Source organism: Nitrosomonas sp. (assembly GCF_019752415.1).
Taxonomy (GTDB): Bacteria; Pseudomonadota; Gammaproteobacteria; order Burkholderiales; family Nitrosomonadaceae; genus Nitrosomonas.
In genome coordinates this window covers 32,166-58,565 of sequence record NZ_JAIEME010000035.1, presented here as the reverse complement: position 1 = coordinate 58,565, position 26,400 = coordinate 32,166, and the positions used below count along the sequence as shown (strand labels likewise).

Below are 26,400 nucleotides of genomic sequence, written 5' to 3'. Positions count from 1 at the left end.
TGATCTACTTGAGATTCCTCTTGGCAATACAGCGGAGAATCTCAAGTTCAACCGGACAGTTTTCAGCGGGGAATTTGCTTCGCAAATTTTGTGCTCTTCTGCACAAGGTCTTATGCCTGCAAGCTGGTTCCGCTCAGTCGGTTATCTTAGAGTTAGTTGCATATATGCACGAGAATCAAACTGAAATCTTAATAAATCAGTTATCAGATTTTCCGATTCGGTGAACAGATATCTCAAGCGTGCGGTGCAATTTGATTTTTGGGGCTGGTTGACAGATGGGCCAATTCGCAAGGTTCTCAGGTTGACAAAAGCTTACATTCGCAAGGTTAATTGACAAAAGTCGATTAATGCAAGGTTGTGGATGGCAATGTTAATTTTTCAGCCCTCATTTGTGGTCGAGAAAATCAACAATAGTTAATTAGAAATGATAAATGTCAAAAATTAATACACCGAATCATATTGGGTTTATACCGGATGGTAATCGTAGATGGGCGTTAAGCCATGGATTAACGAGAGACGCAGGTTATTCCCATGGAATCGCCCCAGGTTTATTATTATTCGAAGAATGTAAAAAAAGAGGAATTAAGGAAATATCTGTTTATTGCTTTACTCAAGACAATACCAAACGACCAAATATACAAAAAAAAGCCTTTAGTACCGCTACTTTAACATTTGTAAATGAAATTTCTGATCGAGGGGCTGCATTGCTAGTTGTGGGCGATGATTCTTCATTACAATTTCCTATCAGTTTAAAACAATTTCGACAACGTAAAGGAAAAGGTATTAAAGTAAATTTACTGGTTAATTATGGTTGGGAATGGGATTTAAATGGCCTTAAAACGGGCAAGTTACGATCGGAAGATGTTTCTAGAATCGATTTGATTGTTCGTTGGGGCGGCGGGAGGCGATTGAGTGGTTTCTTGCCTGCTCAATCGGTATATGCAGATATTTATGTGAGAGAAGAATATTGGCCAGATTTTGAGGTCAAACATTTTGAGCAAGCTCTTGCTTGGTACAAAAAACAAGATCGCAGTCTAGGTGGTTAAAATATAGCAAGCTAAATTAGTTAATAGTTAATTGAGCTGTAATCATGAATTGTTTGTTTAGATATGAAGGGGTAAACTTCGAATAAATTTCTGTTCGTTTCTTAACTTAACTGAAAACAGAAATCTAATTTTAAAATCGAATAAAGGAGTTTTTTTGATGAGAAGAATTGCTAAATTATCTTTACTGCTTTCTATATTTTTTCTTTTCTCGTCTCAAGCTGTTGCGTCTGACAGTTATTTTGGTAACTCAAGCGAGAAATTTGTAAGTGGTATTGCTAATGCGGTTACTGGGTGGGTGGAGTTACCTAAGAACGTTATTTTAACTGGCCAGAAAGAGGGACCAGTTTATGGTGCGACAATTGGTTTGGCAATGGGTATCATGCATACAGTCGGTCGTAGTTTAGTGGGCGTGCTTGATGCAGCTACTTTCTTTATTCCAACCAAACCATCGGTTAATCCTCCTTTTATCTGGCAAGATTTCTCCAGAGAAACGTCCTATTAATCGGCTTGCTATCTCCAAGAATAACAACAGAATCTTCAAAGAATACATTCCTGCGTTTTAGGAAGGATGTATTTTTTATCCGATACAGAAAATGAAAACGCCATACCAGTGCGATGATATGGCGTTTTCACAGAGCGTAATGCAGCGAATACTAGCGTTGCGCCTCAAGTGCTGCAATTCTTTCTTCCAGCGGCGGGTGTGACATGAATAAGCGCATGAGTCCGCTACTCCCTCCGGAAATACCAAAAGCGGCCAACTGATCCGGTAAATGTGCCTGTTCGTGAGTTAATTGTAAGCGCCGCAATGCAGCGATCATTTTGTTTCTGCCCGCTAAACTGGCACCACCGGCATCGGCACGGAATTCACGTTGGCGGCTAAACCACATAACAATAATACTGGCCAACACACCCAGAACGATTTCAGCAATGATGGTGGTAACCCAGAAAGCAGGACCATGCCCATTTTCTGTTTTAAATACGACACGATCCACAGTGTGTCCAATGACACGCGACAGAAAAATCACAAATGTGTTGACGACACCCTGAATCAGCGCCAATGTCACCATGTCCCCATTGGCAATATGACTGACTTCATGCGCGAGTACGGCTTCAGCTTCATCCTGGCTCATGGTATTTAAGAGCCCGGTACTGACCGCGACCAGTGCGGAATTTTTAGACATTCCTGTGGCAAAAGCATTGACATCCGGCGCGTTAAAGATGGCAACTTCCGGCATACCGATACCGGCTATTTTTGCCTGCCGTTGCACGGTGGTGATTAGCCAGTGTTCTTGCGCATTACGTGGAATTTCAATAACTTGTGCACCGGTAAATCGTTTTGCTGTCCACTTTGACAGAGCAAGTGACATAAACGAGCCGCCAAATCCAAATACTGATGCGAACAGTAATAGGGAATTGATGTCCAGACCTGTTCCTTGCTCGTCTAAAATTCTTTCGAATCCAAATAGTCTTAGTGTAATGCTAAGGACAACAATAATGGCCAAGTTAGTTGCTAAAAAAAGTATAATTCTTTTCATTCCTTTACTCCATGATATCGATAAAATACAGAACAAAGCTGGTGTTGATATGTGAGCTTTTTTTCACTTTTCAAGCGGATTATATTTGAATTTTTCTGATTGGGCTGCTGACGGAATGTTATTCAAATTGACTACTAGAGATCTTAAACCTAATAATTTAGGTGCCAGATTTCTTGTACCGTTCAAATGAATTCAGTATTTTCTGAAAGTAAGTACGGAAATAAGACAGAGTAATTCACCGATGGATGATCTTTGATCATTACTGGGCAAACAGCGTAGTGTGAAATTATCGCGAAGGTTGGGGTGATGTACTTTTGACAATCTGAAAAAGTATCTCCCCTTCCTTGATCATGCCAAGGTCACTACGAGCGCGTTCTTCAATTGCTTCAAGGCCTTGTTTCAGGTCATTCACTTCGGCCTCAAGCTTGTTGTTGCGATTCTGCAGTATTAAATTATTTTCACGTGCTGTAACAACATCTTGATCGGCCTGCCAGACTTTAAGCCAGCTTGCTTTACCGTACCATAAGGGATACTGCATCGCAGCAATCAGTAGCAGCAGTATAAAACTCAAAAGCTTCATTACTTGAGCTGATAAAATGCTCTCCGGCCAGCATAGCTTGCTGAATCCCCTAGGTCTTCTTCAATTCGCAATAACTGATTGTATTTTGCGAGACGGTCGGAACGGGATAATGAGCCGGTTTTTATTTGTAATGCATTGGTTGCAACCGCGATATCAGCGATGGTGGTATCCTCGGTTTCTCCGGAACGATGTGAAATGACCGCGGTGTAGCCGGCGCATTTTGCCATTTCAATAGCTGAGAGTGTTTCAGTCAGCGTGCCAATCTGATTTACCTTGATCAAGATGGAGTTGGCAATGCCCCGTTTGATACCTTCTTGCAAAATTTTTGCATTGGTAACGAAAATATCATCACCGACTAATTGAATCGATTTGCCCAATTTGTTAGTGAGTATTTCCCATCCATCCCAATCATGCTCGCTCATGCCATCTTCGATACTGATGATCGGGTATTTATCTACCCAGGATGCGAGGTAATCAGCAAACTGCGCTGAAGTCAGATGCAGGCCATCCGATGCCAGATGGTATTTACCGTCCTGAAAGAATTCTGAGCTAGCACAGTCAAGGCCAATCGCGACTTCTTTGCCAGCCTGGTACCCTGCCAGATCAATGGCTTGTACAATTAATTGCAGGGCTGCCTCATTATTTTCCAGATTAGGGGCAAATCCGCCTTCGTCGCCGACGGTTGTAGGCATGTTTTTTTCGTTGATGAGATTTTTCAGTGCGCTAAAAACTTCTGCTCCGCAACGAATGGCATCATGGAAGTTTGAAATGCCCAACGGAACAATCATAAATTCCTGCATGTTGATATTGTTGTTGGCATGTGCACCACCATTAATCAGGTTCATCAAAGGAACGGGCATAGACATCAAGCCGGCACCGCCCAGATAACGATACAATGGTAAACCGGATTCTTCGGCAGCGGCTTTGGCGACAGCGAGAGATACCGCTAGAATGGCATTGGCACCGAGTCTGGATTTATTTTCAGTACCATCCAGGTTGATCAACGCTTGATCGATGAAACTTTGGTCGATAGCGTCCAACCCCATTAATGTTTCCGAAATCTCAGTGTTAACATTTTCCACAGCTGTGAGCACACCCTTGCCTGAGTAGCGTTGCATATCCCCATCTCTCAGTTCTACCGCTTCCTTGGTTCCAACAGATGCTCCAGAAGGAACAGAAGCTCGGCCTAATACGCCTGATTCCAGCAGTACATCTGCTTCAATTGTTGGATTACCACGAGAATCAAGAATCTCGCGGGCGATAACATCTACGATTGCGCTCATGCTACATTTTCCCTGTTATTGAATTAGTATTATTTCTACTGCGATATTGTTACTTGCTCAGTACTGCATGTATTTTCTCATCTCCCGTACGCTGGCTGCTGCTGCGAAAGCTGATGGCTGCCTGAATATAGGATTTAAATAGTGGGTGACCCTGTCGAGGCGTGGAAGTAAATTCTGGATGAAATTGACAGCCAAGAAACCATGAATGCTCTGTTTCCGGAAGTTCTATCATTTCACATAGGCTTTCTTCTTTGGATAAGCCACCGATGCAAAGCCCCGCTTTTTCTAAATTGGGGATATAAAGATTATTGACTTCATAGCGATGACGGTGACGTTCAGTAATTTTATCCGCACCATACGTTTTCCAAGCTAGCGAGTGTTTTTTCAAAATACATTCCTGACCACCTAAGCGCATACTGCCGCCGATGTCAGAGTTTTCATCGCGTATTTCAATTTGCCCATCCCGGGTACGCCATTCCGTAATCAATCCGATGACCGGATACGGGGTATCCGGATTAAATTCAGTACTGTGTGCGCCTTTCATCCCAGCCTTGTTACGCGCATATTCAATGACTGCCAGTTGCATTCCTAGACAAATACCTAGATATGGAATACGGTTGGTACGAGCAAAATGGATGGCCATGATCTTGCCTTCCACGCCGCGTTTGCCAAAACCGCCGGGAACCAGGATCGCGTCCATATTAATGAGGCTGTCTGTACCTTCTTTCTCGATAGTTTCAGAGTCTATGTAGTTGATAGTAATCCGGCTGTTAGTATGAATGCCTGCATGAATCAAAGCTTCAGATAGCGATTTATAGGATTCGGTTAAATCGACGTACTTGCCGACCAGCGCAATAGTAACGGTATATTTCGGATGTTCCAGCGCATAAACTAAATTCTTCCAAACACTTAGGTCAGCTGGTTTGGCCAGAATATTTAATTTATGGCAGATGATTTCATCGAGCATTTGCTCGTGCAGCAAGCCTGGGATTTTATAAATACTGTCAACATCGATGGCGGATATTACCGCTTCTTCCTGGACATTGGTGAATAACGCTATTTTGCGACGCTCTTCCTTGGGTACTTCACGATCTGAACGGCATAGTAATACATCCGGCTGGATTCCAATTTCCCGCAATTCTTTGACAGAATGCTGCGTGGGTTTGGTTTTTAACTCACCGGCTGAGCCGATATAAGGCAGTAAAGTGAGGTGGATGAAACAAGTATCCGTGCGTGGATTCTGCACAGCCATTTGCCGGATCGCTTCCAGAAAAGGGAGTGATTCGATATCACCAACTGTGCCTCCGATTTCGATAATCGCGACTTGTGCATCACCAACGCCTGCTTGAATATAGCGCTTTATCTCATCCGTGATATGAGGAATTACTTGTACCGTGCCACCGAGATAATCGCCGCGCCGTTCTTTGCGAATAACACTTTCGTAGATTTGACCTGTCGTGAAGTTGTTATGCCGGGTCATGCGGGTGCTGATGAAACGTTCATAATGGCCCAGATCGAGATCCGTCTCGGCGCCGTCTTCCGTGACAAACACTTCGCCATGTTGAAACGGACTCATCGTGCCGGGGTCGACATTGATATAGGGATCTAATTTAAGCATAGTTACTTTAAGCCCACGTGTCTCAAGCAGTGCGGCCAGGGATGCGGCGGCAATACCTTTGCCCAAAGAAGAAACAACGCCACCTGTCACAAAAACATACTTGGTCATGAATGGTTATCGTAACTAGAATAATTCAGGAGAATTGTGAGAGAGTTTTTGCATGACTTTTTAGCAGACAACTTTTTCAGTATTTATTAACGAATTTCAGCAAGTAATCGATCCATCATTTGCTCAGCTTGGTGGCAGTAGCTACTACCAAAAAGGTTCATGTGATTAAGAATATGATAGAGGTTATACACAACCTTGCGAACATTATACCCGGAATCCAACGGATAATCATATCGGTAAGCAGAATAAAAATCGGCCGGAAGGCCGCCAAAAAGCTCAGTCATGGCAATATCCGTTTCACGATCACCGTAATATACGGCAGGGTCAAACAGTACCGGATTTCCTGAGCCATCATAGGCATAATTGCCACTCCAGAGATCGCCATGTAAAAGTGATGGGGATGGTGTTACACCCGAAAAGAATTCATCCAGATCGATTAATAATTGCTCCCCTAATTTTTGCAATTTTCCGTTAAATCCATTGGTTTTAGCCAGATCTAATTGATACCCTAGGCGATGCATTTTCCAGAAGTTAGTCCAATCGGAAGAAGCGGTATTAATTTGCGGGGTTTGTCCGATTGTATTATCACGAATCCAGCCAAATTGTTTGGAAACAGTACGGTGCATGGCTGCAAGCTGTATGCCCAAGTCGGATGCTTTGCCGCGGTTGCCAGCGTTCAAATCCAGGTATTCCAGAACCAGCCAGGCAGCGTGATCATTTTGGCCAAAGCAGACGGGTAGTGGTACACGTACGGTGTGTGACTGATGGATTTCCATTAATCCGGCAACTTCCGCTTCAAACATAGAAAGATTGCCGGGCGAGTTCAATTTAACAAAATAATGTTGTGCGCCATCACCAATACAATAGGTTTGATTAATACAACCCCCGCTAATTGGGCGGGTGTCTTTTATCTTGAAGGGGTGGCCGCTGGTTGTGGAAATTTGTGTGCTGATTTGATCCCAGGCATCCATATGTTTGTCTCTTTAAAAGCAGCTGGAACGTATATTCAGGATAACCACTGCCTGGCTTGGTTAATTGCTCTTTGTACTTGATCGGGTGCTGTTCCGCCGGTGTGCTTGCGGCTTTGCATTGAACCTTCCAGCGTCAAGACAGCAAAAATGTCTGGCTCAATCTGTGGCGAAAATTTTTGTAGCGTATTCAGATCAAGATCAGCGAGATCGCAACCTTTTTGTTCCGCATATTGCACTGCTTTTGCCACAATCTCGTGCGCATCGCGGAAAGGCATGCCTTTTTTAGTCAAATAATCGGCCAGATCAGTGGCTGTGGCATAACCACGTAATGCTGAGTGGCGCATGGCTTCTTGGTTAACACGAACACCGGTGAGCATGTCCGCATAGATCCGTAACGTATCGGTCAATGTATCGACAGTATCAAAAAGCGGTTCTTTGTCTTCCTGGTTGTCCTTGTTATAGGCGAGCGGCTGTGCTTTCATCAAGGTCAGCAGGGCAACCAGATGGCCATTGATACGACCGGTTTTGCCGCGTACTAATTCAGGGACGTCCGGATTCTTTTTTTGCGGCATGATCGAAGAACCGGTACAAAACCGGTCGGCTAATTGAATAAAGCCGAACGATGGATTCATCCATAAAATGAATTCTTCCGACATGCGGGATAAATGGGTCATGATCAGGGCTGCACAAGCGGTAAATTCAATGGCAAAATCCCGGTCTGAAACAGCATCCAACGAGTTTTCGCAAATCCCATCAAAACCCAGTATTTCTGCAACCCGTTCACGATTGATCGGATAGCTGGTGCCAGCCAGTGCTGCTGCTCCCAGCGGTAATTGATTCACACGTTTTCTACAATCAGTTAATCGTCCGATGTCGCGTTTCAACATTTCAAAATAAGCCATTAGATGATGACCAAAGGAAACAGGCTGCGCGACTTGAAGGTGAGTAAAACCTGGCATAACGGTATGGATATGCTGTTCCGCCAGATTTAATAAAGCGTGTTGCATGGCTTTGATCAAATCAATGATTTCATCAATTGCAGTGCGCAAAAACAATCGGATGTCGGTAGCGACTTGATCATTACGTGAACGGCCGGTATGTAAGCGTTTGCCGGCATCACCGACTAGAGTAGTCAAACGTTTCTCAATATTTAAATGCACATCCTCTAGTTCCAGCAACCAAATAAATTGCTGATTACGAATTTCATCACGAATCTGATTTAAGCCTTGCTGGATATCTAGCAAGTCTTCATTACTGATAATTCCTTGCTCTGTAAGCATTTGTGCATGAGCCAGTGACCCCTGAATGTCGTATTCGGCCAACCGCTGATCAAAACCGACAGAGGCGGTATAGCGCGCCACAAGTGCCGAGACCGGCTCATTGAACCGTCCGGACCAGGTTTTTTTATTATTTTCTTTTTCTAATGCTGAGTAATTATCCATTGTGTTGCTATAATCCCTTATTTCCTGCCGTGAGAAGCGTCGATTATAAAACATAAACGCATAGCCGGTCATTTTGCGGCATTGCAATTTTTTGCACGGTGAATGTTATCTGCCAAGTTTGTAGAAACAAAATCATAAGAACCATGTCACTTCAGATTTAATCTTAGCTGCAGCGTTTGCTAGTAAATTTAATTGATACACGCCACTTTTCCTTCCTTAAGGATTAGTGGATAATTCGAGCTTTCCCCTACTACCCATAAATACACAAGGAGTTATCCATGACGGATCGGAACAAACAAAATCAAGATGAACAATCCGCAGTTAATACTTTTTTTTCAATGTTAAGCGCCAAATTTGAGATCTTGGCTAAAATTCCTACCATGCAGTTTCCTGCTAAGTATGCTGTGATGCTCGTCGGCGTCATTGTGGTAATTTTTCTTTGGAAAACCATCGCAGTGAGTAAAGTGGAATCTGATATGGCCAAGAAACTTGAGGGTGAGCGCGTGTTGATTACACAGCAAGCCCGCGCATACGCTGATCAGCAATATATGAAAGAAGAGGAACGCTTTGGCCAGGTTTTGTCCTGGGCAGTGCGGGGTGAGTTGATTCGTCATAATATTGATCAAATTGATCAATACTTAAGTGAAATCGTCAAAATGAAAGATACAGAAAGGGTTGTATTGATTGGTGATGATGGCCAATTGTTGGTTTCAACGGATAAACGGCTGGAAGAAACAAAAGGGGTGGAATTATTTCCGAAGGAAATTCTTAATCTCCAGAAAGTAACCGTTAAGTCCGATGTCGACGGTAAAAAAATCCTGGTTGTTCCAGTAATGGGATTAAATAAGAAAATTGCTACCGTCGTTGTGAGCTACAAACAGCCGAAATTTTAATGGATTATGACCGGTCGCTACGGTCAATGAGTTAATGCTGTAAATTAAAAGGCCTTTGTTTAACCGCAAAGGCCTTTTTGGTTTTTCTAGCTCGTTCGACGGATTTGAGCACCCAATGCGGATAATTTTCCTTCGATATTCGCATAACCACGATCTAAGTGGTAGATACGATCAATCACTGTTTCACCCTGTGCAATCAATCCAGCGATCACCAGACTAGCCGATGCGCGTAAATCGGTAGCCATAACATGAGTGCCATCCAATTGGGTGAGACCATAGATAATGGCAGCATTACCTTCCACTTCAATATTGGCATTCATGCGTTTTAACTCCTGTACGTGCATTAGCCGGTTCTCAAAAATAGTCTCAGTGATGATAGCCGTTCCGTTGGCGATACAATTTAAGGACATGAATTGTGCTTGCATGTCGGTTGGAAAGGCGGGGTAGGGCGCTGTGCGTAAATTAACCGATTTGGGTTTTACGGACATTTTCAGATGAATCCAGTTCTGACTTGAATCAATGTGGGCACCAGCTTCAGTCAGTTTATCCAGTACTGCATCAAGTAAGTGGGAATAAGTGTTTTTTAAAAGAATTTCGCCGCCAGCAGCTGTGGCTGCAACTAAAAAAGTTCCCGTTTCGATTCGATCGGGCATTACAGTATGTTCTGCACCATGGAGCAATGACACACCTTCAATTGTTATGATGTCACTGCCAGCGCCCTGAATTTTTGCGCCCATTGCGTTCAAGCAATTGGCGAGATCGACGATTTCCGGTTCTCGTGCCGCATTCTCAAGAGTGGTCGTGCCATCCGCCAAGGTTGCCGCCATCATTAAATTTTCTGTTCCAGTGACGGTGACAATATCAAATACAATGCGTGCACCATGCAGTTTTTTCGCCACGGCATGAATGTATCCATGTTTGATACTGATTTCCGCGCCCATAGCTTGCAACCCTTTGATATGCTGATCAACCGGTCGTAACCCTATCGCACAGCCACCGGGTAACGAAATGTTAGCTTCTCCGGCGCGGGCCAATAATGGACCAAGCACCAGAATTGATGCACGCATAGTTTTAACCATTTCATACGGCGCGACTAGATTGGTCAATTCGGCGGCTGATAGCACGACTTCAGATTCACTTTGTGTTGTGATGCTGGTTCCCATTTGTTTGAGCAATGACAACATGGTGGTAATGTCTTGCAAAGCCGGGACATTGCTTATTTTTAAGGATTCTTGGGTTAAAAGCGCGGCACACAAAACAGGCAATGCAGCATTCTTTGCACCTGAGATGGTAATTTCGCCATGCAGTGGTATGCCACCCTGGATAATCAGTTTTTGCATTGCATAAAAGATTCAAATAAAAGTTTTAATAAAATGCTTGTCCGAGTGGAGGCTATGCAGACAAACAGGAATTATCCGGTTGAAATGCGCTCAAGTTCACTGCATCATAGCGTAATAAAGCGTTGAAGGCTTTGTTCAGTAGTACCTACTATAACAAAAAAGTATTCAATAAATTCATCAGGAGAAAAAATGAGTAAGCAAATCATCCAAACCGCAGATGCGCCGCAAGCAATCGGTACCTATTCACAGGCAGTTCGAGTTAGTGGCGGTGATACGGTTTATTTATCCGGTCAGATTGGGTTGGACGCGGTAAGCATGCAGATGGTCAGTGGAATTGATGCACAAATTCAGCAGGTATTTTTAAACCTGAAAGCTGTGGCAACAGCCAGTGGCGGTAGTTTAAGTGACATTGTGAAATTAAATATATTTCTGACGGACTTGGATAATTTTGCATTGGTGAATGAAATCATGGCCGGTTATTTTACTCAGCCTTACCCCGCACGTGCAGCAGTCGGTGTCAAAGCGTTGCCACGGGGTGCGTTGGTGGAAATGGATGCGGTGATGGTTATACAGCACTAGATATTGAGTCAATCGGCGGATTCAATATTGCCTAACCTCGCAATGACTGTTAGTGCTAATGTACAGGAAAAATTATCCCGTTTAGGTATTTGCAGTGAACTGGACTTGTTACTGCACCTGCCGATTCGTTATGAAGATGAAACGCATCTGTTTCCAATCAGTGATGCGCCATCAGGACAAGTGGTGCAGGTCGAGGGCGTGATTATTCATACCGAAGTGGTGATTCGTCCCAGACGGCAACTGGTTTGCCAGGTTGAAGACAACAGCGGCATCTTGGTCATGCGTTTTCTGAATTTCTATGGCAGTCAGATAAAAACCTATGCAGTGGGGAAACGCGTGAGGCTGTTGGGCGAGATTCGCAGCGGTTTCTTCGGTGCGGAAATGGTGCATCCCAAATGCCGCATTGTTCGTGAAGGCGAGTCTCTGGCAGAATCGATGACACCAATTTATCCCATTACGGCGGGCCTGACACAGAAGATTTTAGGTAAGTTGATCGGGAAAGTTTTGCAAGATGTACAAAAGACGCAGGCTTTGACTGAGACTTTGCCTGAAAAAATCATTCAAAAACACCGGCTGACAGGTTTAAAGGAGAGTGTGATGTGCTTGCATAATCCGCCCCCCGATGTATCGGTAGAAGCTTTGCAAGCACGCACACATCCGGCATGGCGGCGTATTAAGTTTGATGAGTTATTGGCGCAGCAATTATCCATGCGCTTGCACTACCGGCAGCGGCGCAGCCACTCCGCTCCGGTGCTAATGCAAAAGCACAAGCTGGAAAAATTGCTTCTCAAGCAGCTTGGGTTTGAACTGACCACAGCACAAATCAAAGTATCCGTTGAAATCAGCCGAGATCTGGCTGCCGCCCATCCCATGCAGCGCTTATTGCAAGGCGATGTCGGCAGCGGCAAAACAATCGTGGCGGCATTGGCTGCCTTGCAGGCCATAGAGAATGGTTTTCAGGCGGCACTGATGGCACCGACCGAAATCCTAGCCGAACAGCATTTCCAGAAATTATCGGCTTGGTTTAATCCATTAGGGATAAGAGTTGTCTGGTTGTCCGGCAGCCAGAAGAAGAAACAAAAGCAAGCGGCGTTGGATGATATCGCGTTGGGTACGGCGCAGCTTGCGGTAGGGACGCATGCTTTGTTTCAAGATCAAGTGACATTTCATCAATTGGGACTGGCGATCATTGATGAGCAGCACCGATTTGGCGTACATCAACGCCTGGCGCTACGCATGAAAGGCTCGCTATCCAATACGGTGCCGCATCAATTAATGATGAGCGCCACACCGATTCCGCGTACGCTATCGATGAGTTATTTTGCCGATCTGGATGTGTCGGTCATTGATGAGCTGCCCCCGGGTAGGGCGCCGATCGTAACCAAATTAATCGCCGACAATCGCCGTGACGAAATCATCGCACGCATTCAGCATGCCTGCCAGCAAGGCAAACAAGTATATTGGGTATGCCCATTAATTGAAGAATCAGAAACCTTGCAGCTGCAAACGGCGATGGAAACGTATGAAAGTTTGAGCAAAGAATTCCCAGATTTGAGTGTCGGTTTGGTGCATGGGCGCTTATCGACGCAGGAAAAAACAACGGTAATGGCATCCTTTAAGCGAGGAGAGATTCAATTGCTGGTCGCCACCACAGTCATCGAGGTGGGTGTGGATGTGCCGAATGCATCGCTAATGGTGATTGAAAATGCCGAGCGCATGGGGTTGTCACAGTTACATCAGTTGCGCGGCCGTGTCGGGCGAGGATCGGAGGCCAGTATTTGTATTCTACTATTTCAACAGCCTTTATCAGAAATTGCCCGTAAGCGCCTCAAAATCATTTTTGAACACACGGATGGATTTGAAATTGCCCGCCAGGATTTACAGTTGAGAGGGCCCGGCGAGTTTCTTGGCGCACGTCAGAGTGGGGTGCCGATGTTGCGTTTTGCCGATTTGGAGCAAGACGGCGAATTACTTTTAGCGGCACAAGCCACGGCAGATGAGATGTTAAATAATTATGTGGAGTTTGCACAGCGGCATATCGCGCGCTGGTTGGGTGATAAGACAGAATATTTGCGCGTATGATCACGTGCGCTGATGTGTTATCAAACCTTTGGCGCGATTGATAAAGCGCCAAAGGTTGAGTTTGTACAGCTTCACTGACGATTCCCCGTAGAGGTCTTACCACGGGGCTGTTGGTTGTTTACAGAATTATATTAGTGTTAGTTACAAAACCAACTTCTATAAAAGGCAAGTTTATTAAGAGATCTGCTCCACCAGTCACATCCGCGTATAATGTTTCCGCACCACTGTTAAATGTTAGTTGCGCAAGCGTAAATGCTTGATTTCCAGCCACAGTAACATCCGCATCAATGCTTGAAAGATCAATTATGTCGCCTTCACTATTCCAGTTGAAATCACCAATTACATCCGGCGCTACGACTGAGCTGTCAGTCACTGAGTTAAAATCGAATGTATCTGCGCCAAATCCACCCAGCAGCGTATCTTGACCCGCTCCAGCAATAAGAATGTCATTGCCGATTTCACCATCAACGATATCGTTACCGGCGCCACCGTTCAGGGTGTCATCACCCTGACCTCCTTGGATTGTGTTACTAGCGGAATTGCCGGTGACGGTGTCATTGCCACTGCCCATAAAGGCGCTCTCGAAACCTGTGAAACTTTCACCGGCAAAGTTTGTTAGTCCGGTTGCCATATTGAAAACATAGTTTCCATTAAAGGCGCGATGATCAATCGCATCAAACCCGGTTCCGCCAATCATGGTTTCAAAGCCGAAACTTGATGATTTCATGAAATCATTACCGGCCCCCCCATTATAGGTTCCACCATCGCCATCGGAAGTAATCGTGTCGTTTCCATCCTCGCCATTGATTGTGTCAACACCGGCACCACCGGTCAGCGTATCATCGCCCCCCCCGCCGAAGATCGTGTTGTCAGCCGCATTGCCGGTAACGGTGTCATTACCATTGCCCATGCGGACTTTCTCAAAATTAGTGTAGAGTTCACCAACAAAGTTTGTCAGCCCGGTTGCCATATTGAAAATATAGTTTCCATTATAGGCACGGTGATCAATGGTATCAATTCCAGTTCCACCGTCCATGGTTTCACCGCCAATACCTGAAAATAGGATGTCATTGCCCGCATCTCCGTTATAAGTTCCACCGTCTCCATCGGAAGTAATATTGTCGTTTCCGTCACCACCCGATAACTGATCAGTGCCTGCACCACCATTGAGAATGTCAATGCCTGCACCCCCATTGATAGTGTCATTGCCATTGCCACCGTTCAGAGTGTCGTTGCCGCCGTCACCATTGATAAGATCATCGCCATCAGCGCCGTTGATGGTGTCATTACCTGCACCACCATTGAGAGTGTCATTACCCGAACCCCCATTGATATTGTCATTGTCGTTGCCACCGAATACTAAATCATTGCCACCACCACTATTAATAGTATCATCGCCAGCAAAACCGTTAATCGTGTCGTTAGCGAAGGTTGGTAGACCACCGACAACGCCCGGTGAAACAAAACCTGGAGTGATTGTATCTGCTCCAACTGTACCATTGATATTTGCCATTTTGAATCTCCTTAAATTTAATTAATATTACGTTCTAACTAATCTTCTGTGCATTTCCATGAAAATAAATAAACTTATAAATAATGACTTGGCCAAATAAGTCTTAATTACTTTTAGTTCTTGGGTCATGAATCCAAATCGTCAAACAGCATATTTGAATACAAAATTCAGAATCCACTTTCTAGTATTAATAATATACCGATTATTATTTTAAATTACACAGCAACGCGATTGCTGTGCTACATTAATGTAAAAATCGTTTTTCTAACAGTGATATATCAACTTTATTATACAGTACATTTTTACTATTGACAGAGTCTATATTATCTGAAGCGCTATTTATCTATTGCAAATATTTGGTACAATCGATCCCCCACCTGAATAACTTCATGAATAATGCGCTGTCGTACTTTAGGTTCTGCGTTTCCTGCGGGAATACTGATAGCCAGATTGATGTCACAAAGATGAACCAGATAAGGAATTATTACTGCTGTGATTGTTAAGGATAAAGTTTCATGGGTGCGCTTGCTGTTTCACTTCAGGGGCAGCAGTTTTATGGAAACTTGGCCGCGGATTCTCGCGGTGACAGTTGTCGCGATTATCGTTACTTACGTCGAACTGTATTACCACATCCAAGAATATACGCTTACGACAACGCCGTTTACTTTGATCGGTGTTGCATTAGGTATTTTTCTCGGTTTTCGTAACAACGCCTCCTACGACAAATTCTGGGAAGGACGCAAACTCTGGGGGGCGTTGGTTAATACGTCACGCAACCTGACACGGCAGGCTTGCTTTGTGATCGATTCTTCCCATGATGCCGAGGAATTGCAGCATTTCCGGGAAGTTCTTGTCAAACGTTTAATTGCATATGTGCATGCATTGCGCTGTCACTTGCGGAATGAAGAAACTGCAGAGGAAATTAAAAAATTTCTACCATCCGAAGATTGGACCAGTGTTGTTGAATCCAAACACCGGCCGCTTGCGATTCTACAGCTATTAGGGCGAGATCTGGCTGTCGCACGAGATCGGCGCTGGTTGAGTGAACGTAGTTTTCCGTTTATGGATGCTCAGCTCAATGAATTGACCAATATCCTTGGTGCTTGCGAACGAATTAAAAACACCCCGATACCTTTCAGCTATTCCGTATTGATTCACCGCATTGTGGCTTCCTACTGTCTTGCTCTGCCGTTTGGATTGGTTGAAACAACCGGCGTGTTGACACCGGTTGTTGTACTGTTGATTTCCTATGCTTTTTTTGAGCTGGATGCCATCGGCGATGAAATTGAGAATCCGTTTGGCTTGCAACCTAATGACCTGCCGCTGACTGCGATTTCGAGAAATATTGAAATTAATTTGCTGGAACTGATCGGTGATCCGGATCGTCCAGAGGCGCTTAAACCTGAGAATGATATTTTGCTGTAAGGACAGCAAATAATCATGGGCGTGTAATTAACTAGCAAATTCAACCAGATGAAGTGGATGTGCGCCAGAGCGGTGTGTCAATGCTGTGTTCGTGATTAGGAGCAGTTTACAAAATAAGCAGCGCCCCTGCGATAAGCTCAAGGAGTAGGTATTGCGTAAATATAGAAGGCAAGAAATTAGAAGACCGCTGAAAATCTACGGGTGGCTCCAATGTACGTTGCCGCATGGCCTGGGATCGGTATCGTTCATCCAGAAATTGTAAATCCCTGATTAACTGTTTGCCTAACTCAGTTTCTTGGCGATTATAGGTACCGTAGGCGATCATGCCATCATTGAGATCGCTCAGGTTACTATTTTTTGCATACAGGTGTTTTTTGAACTGATCGCCGTATTCAGTATTTATAAATAAAGTAATAGTGCTGCGATAAATATTCTGGCAGAAATCAATAATTTTAAAGAGCATCTCGATTTCTGGTTTTTCTTTCTCCTGGATAAAATTCTCGTCAGATTGCATTGCTGTAGTGGGTTCGCTAAGTCCGGATACCCAGAGAATTTTGCTTTTAACATTTGAGAGCTCTGCCGTCTCGATGCTCTTTCTGCATTGATGGGTATTTTCTTCTAAGCTTCGTTTGAAAGCAGCTTTTTGTTTATCCTTTTGGCGATCAGTGTCGTGTGCACAGCCAATCAAAAGCAAAGGCATCGCAATTAATAGCATGATGATGCTATGTTTTTCATATGCTTCTATTGTATTGAATTGAATTATTAGGATAAACCATTGTATAAAAATACACACATCACTATTGATGCGGCTTCCAAAGTTTATCATGGATACGATGTGTGGAACGTTAGGCTATCCATTGCGATTGGAGACATTAATCTGGCAGTTAGCTCCGGGTAAATCGGCAACCCTGCAGCCTTGCTTGCTTTGGTCATATACAGTAATAGGTAATACGGTACACGAACTGATTTCTATTGACTGGCTTTTGCAATTCTCGCTTTGAGACTGTTGTATAATCGCGTTCCATCAATTCCCAAAATAACCTTGCCGGATCTCAGTTTAAGAATTCCAAGCATGCAACCATCCCATTTTTTAGCTTTTTCGCGATGATCAAAGCGCATCCGCTGGCCTGGTATTCTGCGTTAACATCCGTTTCGTATCACCAACGCAACTGGTTACAGGATCGCGGGTCTTTGACGCGCCGCATACAGGACCGCTGTGATCAATTTTGCGTAAAACGCGTATTTCAGTCGCTGAGTAGGGTTTACGGGGATGAATTGGATGTGATGGGGTTGCGTGCTAATGAATTAGCCATGGTGCGCGAAGTGTATCTGTATTGTGGTGATACGCCGGTGGTGTTTGCACACTCGGTGGTGGCACACAAGAATTTACGCGGTGCATGGCGGGGTCTGAGCGGGCTGGGCAATAAATCGTTGGGCACGGTTTTGTTTACCAATCCAAGAATCAAGCGCACACCGCTAGAGTTTAAAAAAGTCAGTCGCGGCCATTTTCTTTATGATCGCGCTTGTACTCGTTTGCCAGAGAAACCGGCGAATCTGTGGGCGCGGCGCTCATTGTTTACGTTGCACGGACAATCGATTTTAGTGACTGAAGTATTTTTACCGGCAATTCTGGATTTACCGTTATGAACATGGCAGATCGAATTCAAACGTACGCGCAATTGATGCGGCTCGATAAACCGATTGGCATTCTACTGTTGTTGTGGCCGATGTTATGGGGCTTGTGGTTTGCCGCGCAGGGATTGCCTGATTGGCAAATTTTAATCATTTTTGTTCTGGGCACGATACTGATGCGCTCGGCGGGTTGTGTCATCAATGACTACGCCGACCGTAAAATCGACCCGCATGTCGAGCGTACCAAGAATCGTCCGATGGCGGCTGGTCGGATCAGTTCCAAAGAAGCTTTGTTACTGGCGGCCGGATTGAGTTTATCTGCATTCCTGCTGATTCTGCCTTTGAATCAATTGACCATTCTGCTCTCGGTACCCGCATTATTCCTGGCCGGAACGTATCCGTTTACCAAGCGATTTTTCGCCATGCCGCAGGCCTATCTGGGGATTGCATTCAGTTTTGGTATCCCGATGGCTTTTGCCGCGCAAACTGATAATTTGCCGCCGATCATCTGGATTTTGATGCTGGCCAATCTGTTTTGGGTGATTGCGTATGATACGGCGTATGCTATTGTCGATAAGCCGGACGATTTGAAAATCGGTATCCAAACTTCTGCAATTACTTTTGGGCGTTTTGATGTGCTGGGCGTGATGGTGTGTCATGCCTGTTTTATCGCGATCATGCTAATTATCGGGCAGTTGCAGCAGATGAATCTGGCTTATTACGCCGGGTTGATGGGGGCAACGGGACTCATCATCTATCAATATACGCTGATCCGTAACCGCGATCGGGCGCTTTGTTTTAAGGCATTCCTGCATAATAATTGGGTGGGGATGGTGGTGTTTGCCGGGATTGCACTCGATTTCTTCATCTATCCGCATTAAGGATTCAATCCATGCAATATAAAGATCTCAGGGATTTCATAAGGCAACTGGAAGCAATGGGTGAACTCAAACGTATTCAAACAGAGATCGATCCCGCATTGGAAATGACGGAAATCTGCGATCGCATCCTGAAAGCACAAGGTCCGGCGGTGCTCTTTGAACATCCCAAGGGGCATACCATGCCGGTATTGGGTAATTTGTTCGGAACGCCGAAGCGGGTGGCATTGGGAATGGGACAGGAATCGGTCGAGGCACTGCGTGAAGTCGGTAAATTACTGGCTTATCTGAAAGAACCTGATCCGCCGAAGGGATTAAAGGATGCTTGGGATAAATTGCCGGTATTGAAACAAGTATTGAATATGGCACCGAAGGTGTTGAGCAGTGCACCGTGCCAGGAGATTGTTTGGGAAGGCAACGATGTCGATCTAAGCCGAATACCGATTCAAACCTGCTGGCCGGGCGATGTCGCGCCACTCATCACCTGGGGTCTGACGGTGACTCGAGGGCCTAATAAAACCCGGCAGAATTTAGGCATTTACCGCCAGCAGGTTATCGGCCCTAATAAAGTCATCATGCGCTGGCTGGCGCACCGCGGCGGGGCTCTGGATTTTCGTGAGTTTAGTTTGTCCAATCCCGGCAAACCCTATCCGCTGGCGGTTGCTTTAGGTGCTGATCCGGCGACCATTTTGGGTGCTGTGACGCCGGTGCCGGATACGTTGAGCGAATACCAGTTTGCCGGTTTGTTGCGTGGCGCCAAAACGGAGGTGATCAAATGTATCGGCAATGACCTGCAAGTCCCTGCAAGCGCAGAAATAGTTCTGGAAGGTGCGATTCATCCCGGTGAAACCGCGTTGGAAGGCCCCTATGGTGATCATACCGGTTACTATAATGAGCAGGAAACTTTCCCGGTATTCACCATCGATCGCATTACCATGCGGCGCAACCCGATTTATCATTCTACTTATACTGGTAAACCGCCGGATGAACCCGCGATTCTTGGCGTGGCGTTGAATGAAGTATTCGTGCCGCTGCTACAAAAGCAATTCCCGGAAATCACTGATTTTTACCTGCCACCGGAAGGCTGCTCATACCGTATGGCAGTAGTGAGCATGAAAAAGCAGTATGCCGGGCATAGCAAGCGTGTGATGTTCGGCATCTGGAGTTTTTTGCGTCAATTCATGTACACCAAATTCATTATCGTCACTGACGACGATATCAACGTGCGCGACTGGAAAGAAGTGATCTGGGCGATCACCACCCGAGTTGATCCGGTACGCGATACGCTGCTTGTTGAGAGCACGCCGATCGATTACCTGGACTTTGCCAGCCCGATCTCAGGATTGGGTGGCAAGATGGGGCTGGATGCAACCAATAAATTTCCGGGCGAGACGAACCGGGAGTGGGGGACGCCGATTACGATGGACGATACGGTTAGAAAACGAGTCGATGCCATTTGGCAGAGCCTAGGCATTTAACAGGCTATTGAAAAACGTATTCGAGGCAGCCGATGCAAGGCAAAAACAGGCGAAAAAGCGCAGTTTATGCTTAATAAATGAGCATTTTGAGCCTGTTTTTAACACCGCAGCGGCAACACAGATAGTTTTTCAACGGCCTGTTAATGCTATGCGCGAAATTTGGTAAACCATCTTGCTGCTGACCATGCGCTGTTTTATTTAAAAGAACCGTTAAAATGGATTATCTGTGGGCTGCACTGTGCACGATGGGTGCGATCTATTTTATGTTTCGCACAAGATAACGATACGCAATATCCATGAATCTGAAATTCAAATGAAGGAACGCGCGGGGGAAGTAGGGTGAGAGTGTTATTTTATAAAAGAGCTCATTACACAACTGCTTTAAGCAACTGAGAACTTGCCAACATGCGTTTCGCGGCTATTTTTTGCTCACTGGTAATTTCACCGAGCCCTAAGAATTGTTGCTGGTGATCATATAAACGCACGGAATTACCTTCTAGCATATGGCTGATATCGGATGGGCTGGCGACGATTTTCCCCTGCACGATATGCAGCGCTGTCTGTTCATCCAGAATGACTGCTGGGAATTCTTGTAATAAGTAATCAATGGGCAGCAAACACGCATCTGGCTCATCGGCATTCATCGCTTCCAATGCGGATAAAGTTTGCGTCTGCGATAAATCAAAACGATCGATAGCAGTGCGTCGTAATTGAGTCAGATAAGCGCCGCCACATCCGAGTGCACTGCCAATATCTTCCGCCAAAGTTCGAATATAGGTGCCAGTGCCGCAGTGAATAATTAACTGCAGCACATCGTTGGATAGTGATTTGATTTGTATCGCATGGATGACGATTTCACGCGCTGGGCGTTCAATGTTTTTGCCATTTCTTGCATAAACATATAAGGGTTTTCCTTGATGCTTGAGCGCACTGTACATGGGGGGGACTTGCATGATTTTTCCGATGAAGCGCTGAAGGACTTGCTCACACTGTGACAGGGTTGGGTTTCCAGCATTGGTCGTGAGTTGGGTGATTTCGCCTTCTGCATCGCCTGTTGTGCTTAGAAAACCAAGCTGTAAGGTAGCCTCATAGGTTTTATTGGCACCTAATAATACTGAGGAAAATTTAGTCGCTTCCCCCAGGCAAAGGGGTAGTAATCCAGTTGCCATGGGATCCAGTGTGCCGGTATGACCGCATTTGGCCGCTGAGAATACTCGTTTTACGATTTGCACCGCTTTGCTGGATGAAATACCGTAGGGCTTATCTAATAAGAGAACACCGTTAATAGTGCGTTTGGCAGGTTTGCGCGGGGAAATTTCAGCATGCAACATGCAGGCTTTATATTATGATTTTTCGGAATCTGAATCTGTTTGATGCGATGTTTGTTCTTGGGCTATCGCTTCATCGATCAGTTTTGACAGTCGAACACCGCGTTCAACGGATTCGTCATAAATAAAATGTAATTGCGGGACAATTCTTAGTTTCATCCGGTGCGATAAGTTCGAGCGTAAGAAACCTTTCGCGTGTTCCAAGCCTTTTTCCACTAAGAAATTTTCTTCTTTGCTGCCTAATGTGGTGTAAAAAACTTTGGCATGGCTATAATCACGTGTTACTTCGACAGCAGTCAGTGTGATTTGCCCGACACGCGGGTCTTTGATTTCATGTTGTAGCAGATCGGCTAATTCTCGCTGTATCTGGTCCGCAATACGTAATGTGCGGGAATAGTCTTTGGGCATAGGAAGTTGGGTTGATTAAAGCTTCAACTATAGAAATCGCGCTGTTTCAACAATTTCATAAGCTTCCAATTGATCTCCCACCTGAATATCATTATAGTTTTTTAGAGACAATCCACACTCAAAACCTTCCCTGACTTCCTTGGCATCATCCTTAAAGCGCTTCAATGAGTCCAATTCACAACTATGTATGACCAGGCCATCGCGTAATACTCGAATTAATGAATTTCTTTTAACGATGCCTTCTGATACATAACATCCTGCCACGATGCCGACCTTAGGAATTCGATAAATCTCACGAATTTCAACTAAACCTTGTATGCTTTCCTTACGATCCGGCGACATCATTCCAGATAGCGCAGCTTTAATTTCATCCACCGCTTCATAAATGATGTTGTAGTAACGCACATCAACACCACTCGATGCGATTAACTTACGTGCGCTGGCATCTGCACGGACGTTAAAGCCAATAATAACGGCTTTTGATGCCAGGGATAAATTAACATCGGATTCAATAATGGCACCAACGCCGCTATGAATGATATTTATTTTTACTTCATCTGTTGAAAGCTTGTGCAATGCATACGCCAATGCTTCACAGGAGCCTTGAACATCTGCTTTGATAATCAAAGCAAGGACCTTAACATCTGCTTGTTGGTCAAAAACATTTTCAAGTTTCGCAGCGTGTTGTTTGGCAAATTTTACATCGCGATATTTTCCTTGGCGGAATAAGGCAATTTCTCTGGCTTTGCGTTCATCATCAAGTACAAACACAAATTCACCCGCTTCAGGGACTTCGGATAATCCTTGAATTTCAACTGGGATAGATGTACCTGCCTGTTTGATCGCCTTACCAGTTTCATCATTCATGGCCCGTACCTTGCCAAAAACTGCGCCAGCCAACAAGACATCGCCACGCTTTAGAGTTCCGGATTGCACCAGAATGGTAGCTACCGGACCACGACCTTTATCCAAACGGGATTCGATTACAACACCCTTGGCAGGTGTGTTGACTGGTGCTTTTAGTTCTAACACTTCAGCTTGCAATAATATACTTTCCAATAAGGAATCTACACCTTGTCCGGTCTTGGCTGAAACTTCTACGAACATTGTATCTCCACCCCAATCTTCCGGAATTACAGCGTTGGCAACCAGTTCATGCCGGATTCTTTCAGCGTTTGCCTCTGGTTTATCTATTTTGTTCACTGCTACGATAATAGGAATTTTTGCTGCTTTTGCATGATGAATTGCTTCAACCGTTTGGGGCATAACGCCGTCGTCGGCAGCCACTACGAGAATGACAATATCGGTAATTTTTGTGCCGCGAGCACGCATCGCGGTAAATGCTTCGTGCCCCGGGGTATCCAGAAAGGTGATCATGCCATGATCTGTTTCTACATGATACGCACCGATGTGCTGGGTTATGCCACCTGCTTCGCCGCCGGCAACGCGGGTACGGCGAATGTAATCCAATAAAGAAGTTTTACCGTGATCGACATGTCCCATTACAGTGACCACAGGCGCACGTGGAGCCAACTCCACTTCAACATCAGATGTTTCACGGTCTACAAGGAAGTTCTCTGGATTATCCAACTCAGCGTGTTTTGCAATATGCCCCATCTCTTCGACAACAATCATGCCGGTATCTTGATCCAACATTTGATTGATTGTCACCATGCTGCCCATTTTCATCAGTACTTTAATGACATCAGCCGCCTTAACTGACATTTTCTGGGCAAGTCCGCTCACAGAAATTGTTTCGGGCACCATGATCTCACGTACGATGGGTTCTGTCGGTGCGGAAAAACCATGAATATTCTGGTCATCTACATGTGTTGGTTTGCTATGCTTGTCTCTACGTGTGCGCCAACCTTGCCCGGCAGAAAGATCGCCACGGGTTTTAACACCGCGTTTTTTGGTGCTTTCATCTTTCCAAACAACCTGCTGTTTGGCTTGCTTCTTTTTCTTGTCTGCTTTTTCTTCGGGTTTTACAATAGGCTTATGCAGTGTTCCATCAGTAGATCCGGAATGTGATTGCGCTTCTGTTTGCGGATCAGGTTCAAGTTTTTTGGTAGTTAGCGATTGAGCAGCATCATCGGATGTTGCAGATATTGGCAATACCTGTTTTTCCAGTGTTGATGTTTCATCAGCAACTCCTTTCGATTCTTCTTCTTTTTGCTTTATCTCATCCGTAATTTCGGTTTTCTTGCGCGCTTTTTTCTGTTTAATTTCCTCAACTTGACGTGCGATCAGTTCTGCTTGCTTTCTTGCTTCTTCACTACGCAGTGCTAATTGTTCTGCGTCAATTACGGGCTCTCTAACCGGTTGCTGGCTAGCGCTATCAGATGACTTGATTGCTATTGGAGCAGCGGATTCTGAGTCTCCAGAAGATGGCTGTGTCAGGACACGTCTTTTTCGAACTTCCACCTGAATGGTTCGTGCCCGTCCCGTACTATCCGATTTTCGGATCTCGGAAGTTTGACGGCGGGTTAAGGTAACTTTACTTTTTACCTCAGTGGTTCCATGAGTTTTTCTCAGATAATCAAGCAACTGAGCTTTATCTTGCTCTGTCAAACTGTCTTCCGCCAACACTTTATTCACGCCAGCAGCTTTAAGTTGCTCCAGCAGGACTGCTGGCAGCAAGCCCAGTTCATTAGCAAATTGTTCCACACTCAATTGAGCCATTTATAACCCTTCAGCAATCAAAACTACAAGCAGATTCTCATCAAAATAAATAATTACTAGCTATTATCATCCGATGATTTAAATCAAGTAAACCATGGTTCACGTGCTTTCATAATCAGTTGATTTGCACGTTCAATATCGATACCTGTCATCTCGACCAAGTCATCAGTGGCCAAATCAGCCAAATCAGCTTGCGTATTAATACCATTTGATGCCAATTCACGGACAATATTAATATCCATTCCTTCTAATGCAAGCAAATCTTCAGCGCTATGCTCCACTTTTTCTTCTTTGGCTATGGCATCGGTTAGTAATACATTACGGGCTCGATTTCGTATTTCATTGACAGTATCTTCGTCTAATGTCTCGATTTCCAACATCTCATTGAGAGGAACATAAGCCACTTCTTCCAATGTGACAAAACCTTCCTGTACAAGGATCTCAGCGATTTCTTCATCAACATCCAGTTTTTGCATGAAAAGTTGGCAAATCAACGATGATTCTTGTTCATGTTTAACTTTAGATTCTTCTATCGTCATGATGTTTAGCTCCCAACCTGTTAGTTCGGAAGCTAATCGTACATTTTGCCCGCCTCGACCGATTGCTTGTGCGAGATTATCATCATCCACCACGATGTCCATGCTGTGTTTTTCTTCATCGACCATAATGCTGCTGATTTCCGCAGGTGCCAATGCATTAATAATAAAAGTCGCTGGATCATCCGACCACAATACGATATCAACGCGTTCACCAGCCAGTTCGCTAATAACCGCCTGTACTCTGGATCCACGCATGCCGACACAGGTACCAATGGGGTCAACGCGTGGATCATTTGATTTGACTGCAATTTTAGCACGTGAGCCGGGGTCTCGCGTCGCCGCTTTGATTTCCAACAAACCTTCCTCAATCTCAGGCACTTCCAGCTCAAATAATTTCATCAGAAATTCAGGGGAAATGCGCGAAAGCTTTAATTGTGGTCCTCTGGCCGCGCGATCGACTTTATACAAATAAGCGCGGACCCGGTCACCCACGCGCAAGTTTTCTTTTGGTATCATCTGATCACGCGGCAATTCAGCTTCGATTTTTCCGGATTCAATAAGCGCATTGCCACGCTCCATCCGTTTGATCGTGCCGTTAATCAAATAATCTTCTCTCTCAAGAAAATCATTCAATGTCTGCTCACGTTCAGCATCCCGTATTTTCTGAAATATTACCTGTTTCGCTGCTTGTGCTCCGATACGACCGAATTCAATTGGTTCGAGTAATTTTTCAATATAGTCGCCCACCTGAATTTCTGCATCATCTGTTAAGGCATCACTCAATGATATTTGGTGCGCATGGTCATCCACAGCACCATCTTCCACAACCAGCCAACGGCGGAAAGACTGGTGACTTCCTGTCAATCGGTCAATTGAAACACGTGTTTCAATATCCTCCTGAAACCGTCTTTTTGTGGCGGATGCTAATGCAAGCTCCAGTGCTGTGAAAACAACCTCTTTCTCAACAGCTTTTTCACGTGCCAATGCATCGACCAACAGTAAAATTTCGCGGCTCATAGTCCTCCAGCCAAATCTTTAAA

23 protein-coding genes are annotated in these 26,400 nt (G+C 44.9%); 10 read left to right on the top strand and 13 right to left on the bottom strand.

The features are described from left to right. The first annotated feature begins 431 nt into the window (after positions 1-431). Positions 432-1,046: an undecaprenyl diphosphate synthase family protein gene (locus K2P83_RS06830; protein WP_292927600.1), complete on the top strand. Its 615-nt coding sequence runs from the start codon at positions 432-434 to the stop codon at positions 1,044-1,046. A gap of 157 nt (positions 1,047-1,203) precedes the next feature. Continuing rightward, positions 1,204-1,548 (top strand): exosortase system-associated protein, TIGR04073 family, encoded by a 345-nt coding sequence (locus K2P83_RS06825; protein WP_292927598.1) that lies wholly within the window; start codon positions 1,204-1,206, stop codon positions 1,546-1,548. Positions 1,549-1,699: 151 nt separating this feature from the next. On the opposite strand, the gene htpX is transcribed toward K2P83_RS06825, so the two are convergent. From htpX to argH, 6 genes are all read right to left on the bottom strand, one after another. Beyond that, complete coding sequence (gene htpX, locus K2P83_RS06820) at positions 1,700-2,581, bottom strand: protease HtpX (protein ID WP_292927596.1); 882 nt, start codon at positions 2,579-2,581, stop codon at positions 1,700-1,702. A 286-nt stretch (positions 2,582-2,867) separates the two neighbouring features. After that, positions 2,868-3,161 carry a cell division protein FtsB gene (gene ftsB, locus K2P83_RS06815; protein WP_292927594.1) on the bottom strand — a complete coding sequence of 98 codons (294 nt, stop codon included), beginning with the start codon at positions 3,159-3,161 and terminating at the stop codon, positions 2,868-2,870. Beyond that, a complete protein-coding gene (eno, locus tag K2P83_RS06810) occupies positions 3,161-4,444 on the bottom strand; it encodes a phosphopyruvate hydratase (protein ID WP_292927592.1) in 1,284 nt (427 codons plus the stop codon). Before eno ends, ftsB begins: the two co-directional genes overlap by 1 nt. 49 nt (positions 4,445-4,493) lie before the next feature. Continuing rightward, entirely contained in the window at positions 4,494-6,170 is a 1,677-nt protein-coding gene (locus K2P83_RS06805; RefSeq protein WP_292927590.1) for a CTP synthase, read from the bottom strand. 86 nt (positions 6,171-6,256) lie between these two features. Then, positions 6,257-7,141, bottom strand: a complete 885-nt coding sequence (locus K2P83_RS06800; RefSeq protein WP_292927588.1) for a fructosamine kinase family protein — start codon at positions 7,139-7,141, stop codon at positions 6,257-6,259. Positions 7,142-7,176: 35 nt separating this feature from the next. Further along, entirely contained in the window at positions 7,177-8,583 is a 1,407-nt protein-coding gene (argH, locus tag K2P83_RS06795; protein WP_292927586.1) for an argininosuccinate lyase, read from the bottom strand. Between the two features lie 278 nt (positions 8,584-8,861). On the opposite strand from argH, the gene K2P83_RS06790 reads away from it, so the two are divergent. Continuing rightward, positions 8,862-9,476, top strand: coding sequence for a hypothetical protein (locus K2P83_RS06790; RefSeq protein ID WP_292927584.1), 615 nt, complete (start codon positions 8,862-8,864; stop codon positions 9,474-9,476). Positions 9,477-9,562: 86 nt separating this feature from the next. Here the strand turns inward: K2P83_RS06790 and murA are convergent, their stop codons facing one another. After that, positions 9,563-10,816: a UDP-N-acetylglucosamine 1-carboxyvinyltransferase gene (gene murA, locus K2P83_RS06785; RefSeq protein ID WP_292927582.1), complete on the bottom strand. Its 1,254-nt coding sequence runs from the start codon at positions 10,814-10,816 to the stop codon at positions 9,563-9,565. A gap of 189 nt (positions 10,817-11,005) precedes the next feature. Between murA and K2P83_RS06780 the strand changes: the two genes are divergently transcribed. Both K2P83_RS06780 and recG read left to right on the top strand, forming a co-directional pair. Beyond that, complete coding sequence (locus tag K2P83_RS06780) at positions 11,006-11,395, top strand: RidA family protein (RefSeq protein WP_292927580.1); 390 nt, start codon at positions 11,006-11,008, stop codon at positions 11,393-11,395. Between the two features lie 42 nt (positions 11,396-11,437). After that, the gene (gene recG, locus K2P83_RS06775; protein ID WP_292927578.1) at positions 11,438-13,477 is read left to right on the top strand and encodes an ATP-dependent DNA helicase RecG; all 2,040 of its coding nucleotides are present in this window, start codon (positions 11,438-11,440) and stop codon (positions 13,475-13,477) included. Positions 13,478-13,595: 118 nt separating this feature from the next. On the opposite strand, the gene K2P83_RS06770 is transcribed toward recG, so the two are convergent. Further along, entirely contained in the window at positions 13,596-14,990 is a 1,395-nt protein-coding gene (locus K2P83_RS06770; protein WP_292927576.1) for a calcium-binding protein, read from the bottom strand. 492 nt (positions 14,991-15,482) lie between these two features. Between K2P83_RS06770 and K2P83_RS06765 the strand changes: the two genes are divergently transcribed. Continuing rightward, positions 15,483-16,415, top strand: coding sequence for a bestrophin family ion channel (locus tag K2P83_RS06765; protein WP_363279426.1), 933 nt, complete (start codon positions 15,483-15,485; stop codon positions 16,413-16,415). A 106-nt stretch (positions 16,416-16,521) separates the two neighbouring features. On the opposite strand, the gene K2P83_RS06760 is transcribed toward K2P83_RS06765, so the two are convergent. Next, on the bottom strand, positions 16,522-17,130 hold the full coding sequence (locus K2P83_RS06760; RefSeq protein ID WP_292927574.1) for a hypothetical protein: 609 nt from the start codon (positions 17,128-17,130) through the stop codon (positions 16,522-16,524). A gap of 60 nt (positions 17,131-17,190) precedes the next feature. On the opposite strand from K2P83_RS06760, the gene K2P83_RS06755 reads away from it, so the two are divergent. From K2P83_RS06755 to ubiD, 4 genes are all read left to right on the top strand, one after another. Next, positions 17,191-17,313, top strand: a complete 123-nt coding sequence (locus tag K2P83_RS06755; RefSeq protein ID WP_292927572.1) for a hypothetical protein — start codon at positions 17,191-17,193, stop codon at positions 17,311-17,313. A 206-nt stretch (positions 17,314-17,519) separates the two neighbouring features. After that, positions 17,520-18,062: a chorismate lyase gene (locus tag K2P83_RS06750; RefSeq protein ID WP_292927570.1), complete on the top strand. Its 543-nt coding sequence runs from the start codon at positions 17,520-17,522 to the stop codon at positions 18,060-18,062. Beyond that, a complete protein-coding gene (ubiA, locus tag K2P83_RS06745) occupies positions 18,059-18,928 on the top strand; it encodes a 4-hydroxybenzoate octaprenyltransferase (RefSeq protein WP_292927568.1) in 870 nt (289 codons plus the stop codon). The genes K2P83_RS06750 and ubiA overlap by 4 nt, the downstream gene beginning before the upstream one ends. Positions 18,929-18,939: 11 nt before the next feature. After that, positions 18,940-20,403, top strand: coding sequence for a 4-hydroxy-3-polyprenylbenzoate decarboxylase (gene ubiD, locus K2P83_RS06740; protein ID WP_292927566.1), 1,464 nt, complete (start codon positions 18,940-18,942; stop codon positions 20,401-20,403). A gap of 368 nt (positions 20,404-20,771) precedes the next feature. Here ubiD and truB read toward each other — a convergent pair whose 3' ends face one another. The 4 genes from truB to nusA all read right to left on the bottom strand — a co-directional run bounded on the left by truB (position 20,772) and on the right by nusA (position 26,377). Next, positions 20,772-21,734: a tRNA pseudouridine(55) synthase TruB gene (gene truB, locus K2P83_RS06735; RefSeq protein ID WP_292927564.1), complete on the bottom strand. Its 963-nt coding sequence runs from the start codon at positions 21,732-21,734 to the stop codon at positions 20,772-20,774. A gap of 12 nt (positions 21,735-21,746) precedes the next feature. After that, positions 21,747-22,139, bottom strand: coding sequence for a 30S ribosome-binding factor RbfA (rbfA, locus tag K2P83_RS06730; protein WP_292927562.1), 393 nt, complete (start codon positions 22,137-22,139; stop codon positions 21,747-21,749). 27 nt (positions 22,140-22,166) lie between these two features. After that, positions 22,167-24,821, bottom strand: coding sequence for a translation initiation factor IF-2 (infB, locus tag K2P83_RS06725; protein WP_292927560.1), 2,655 nt, complete (start codon positions 24,819-24,821; stop codon positions 22,167-22,169). Between the two features lie 83 nt (positions 24,822-24,904). Further along, the gene (gene nusA / locus K2P83_RS06720) at positions 24,905-26,377 is read right to left on the bottom strand and encodes a transcription termination factor NusA (RefSeq protein ID WP_292927558.1); all 1,473 of its coding nucleotides are present in this window, start codon (positions 26,375-26,377) and stop codon (positions 24,905-24,907) included. Positions 26,378-26,400 lie beyond the last annotated feature (23 nt).

Bases quoted from the DNA above. Each gene is read 5' to 3' on its own strand.
- K2P83_RS06830 (WP_292927600.1), top strand. From the start codon at position 432: ATGTCAAAAATTAATACACCGAATCATATTGGGTTTATACCGGATGGT.
- K2P83_RS06825 (WP_292927598.1), top strand. From the start codon at position 1,204: ATGAGAAGAATTGCTAAATTATCTTTACTGCTTTCTATATTTTTTCTT.
- htpX (WP_292927596.1), bottom strand. From the start codon at position 2,581: ATGAAAAGAATTATACTTTTTTTAGCAACTAACTTGGCCATTATTGTT.
- ftsB (WP_292927594.1), bottom strand. From the start codon at position 3,161: ATGAAGCTTTTGAGTTTTATACTGCTGCTACTGATTGCTGCGATGCAG.
- eno (WP_292927592.1), bottom strand. From the start codon at position 4,444: ATGAGCGCAATCGTAGATGTTATCGCCCGCGAGATTCTTGATTCTCGT.
- K2P83_RS06805 (WP_292927590.1), bottom strand. From the start codon at position 6,170: ATGACCAAGTATGTTTTTGTGACAGGTGGCGTTGTTTCTTCTTTGGGC.
- K2P83_RS06800 (WP_292927588.1), bottom strand. From the start codon at position 7,141: ATGGATGCCTGGGATCAAATCAGCACACAAATTTCCACAACCAGCGGC.
- argH (WP_292927586.1), bottom strand. From the start codon at position 8,583: ATGGATAATTACTCAGCATTAGAAAAAGAAAATAATAAAAAAACCTGG.
- K2P83_RS06790 (WP_292927584.1), top strand. From the start codon at position 8,862: ATGACGGATCGGAACAAACAAAATCAAGATGAACAATCCGCAGTTAAT.
- murA (WP_292927582.1), bottom strand. From the start codon at position 10,816: ATGCAAAAACTGATTATCCAGGGTGGCATACCACTGCATGGCGAAATT.
- K2P83_RS06780 (WP_292927580.1), top strand. From the start codon at position 11,006: ATGAGTAAGCAAATCATCCAAACCGCAGATGCGCCGCAAGCAATCGGT.
- recG (WP_292927578.1), top strand. From the start codon at position 11,438: ATGACTGTTAGTGCTAATGTACAGGAAAAATTATCCCGTTTAGGTATT.
- K2P83_RS06770 (WP_292927576.1), bottom strand. From the start codon at position 14,990: ATGGCAAATATCAATGGTACAGTTGGAGCAGATACAATCACTCCAGGT.
- K2P83_RS06760 (WP_292927574.1), bottom strand. From the start codon at position 17,130: ATGCTATTAATTGCGATGCCTTTGCTTTTGATTGGCTGTGCACACGAC.
- K2P83_RS06750 (WP_292927570.1), top strand. From the start codon at position 17,520: ATGATCAAAGCGCATCCGCTGGCCTGGTATTCTGCGTTAACATCCGTT.
- ubiA (WP_292927568.1), top strand. From the start codon at position 18,059: ATGAACATGGCAGATCGAATTCAAACGTACGCGCAATTGATGCGGCTC.
- ubiD (WP_292927566.1), top strand. From the start codon at position 18,940: ATGCAATATAAAGATCTCAGGGATTTCATAAGGCAACTGGAAGCAATG.
- truB (WP_292927564.1), bottom strand. From the start codon at position 21,734: ATGTTGCATGCTGAAATTTCCCCGCGCAAACCTGCCAAACGCACTATT.
- rbfA (WP_292927562.1), bottom strand. From the start codon at position 22,139: ATGCCCAAAGACTATTCCCGCACATTACGTATTGCGGACCAGATACAG.
- infB (WP_292927560.1), bottom strand. From the start codon at position 24,821: ATGGCTCAATTGAGTGTGGAACAATTTGCTAATGAACTGGGCTTGCTG.
- nusA (WP_292927558.1), bottom strand. From the start codon at position 26,377: ATGAGCCGCGAAATTTTACTGTTGGTCGATGCATTGGCACGTGAAAAA.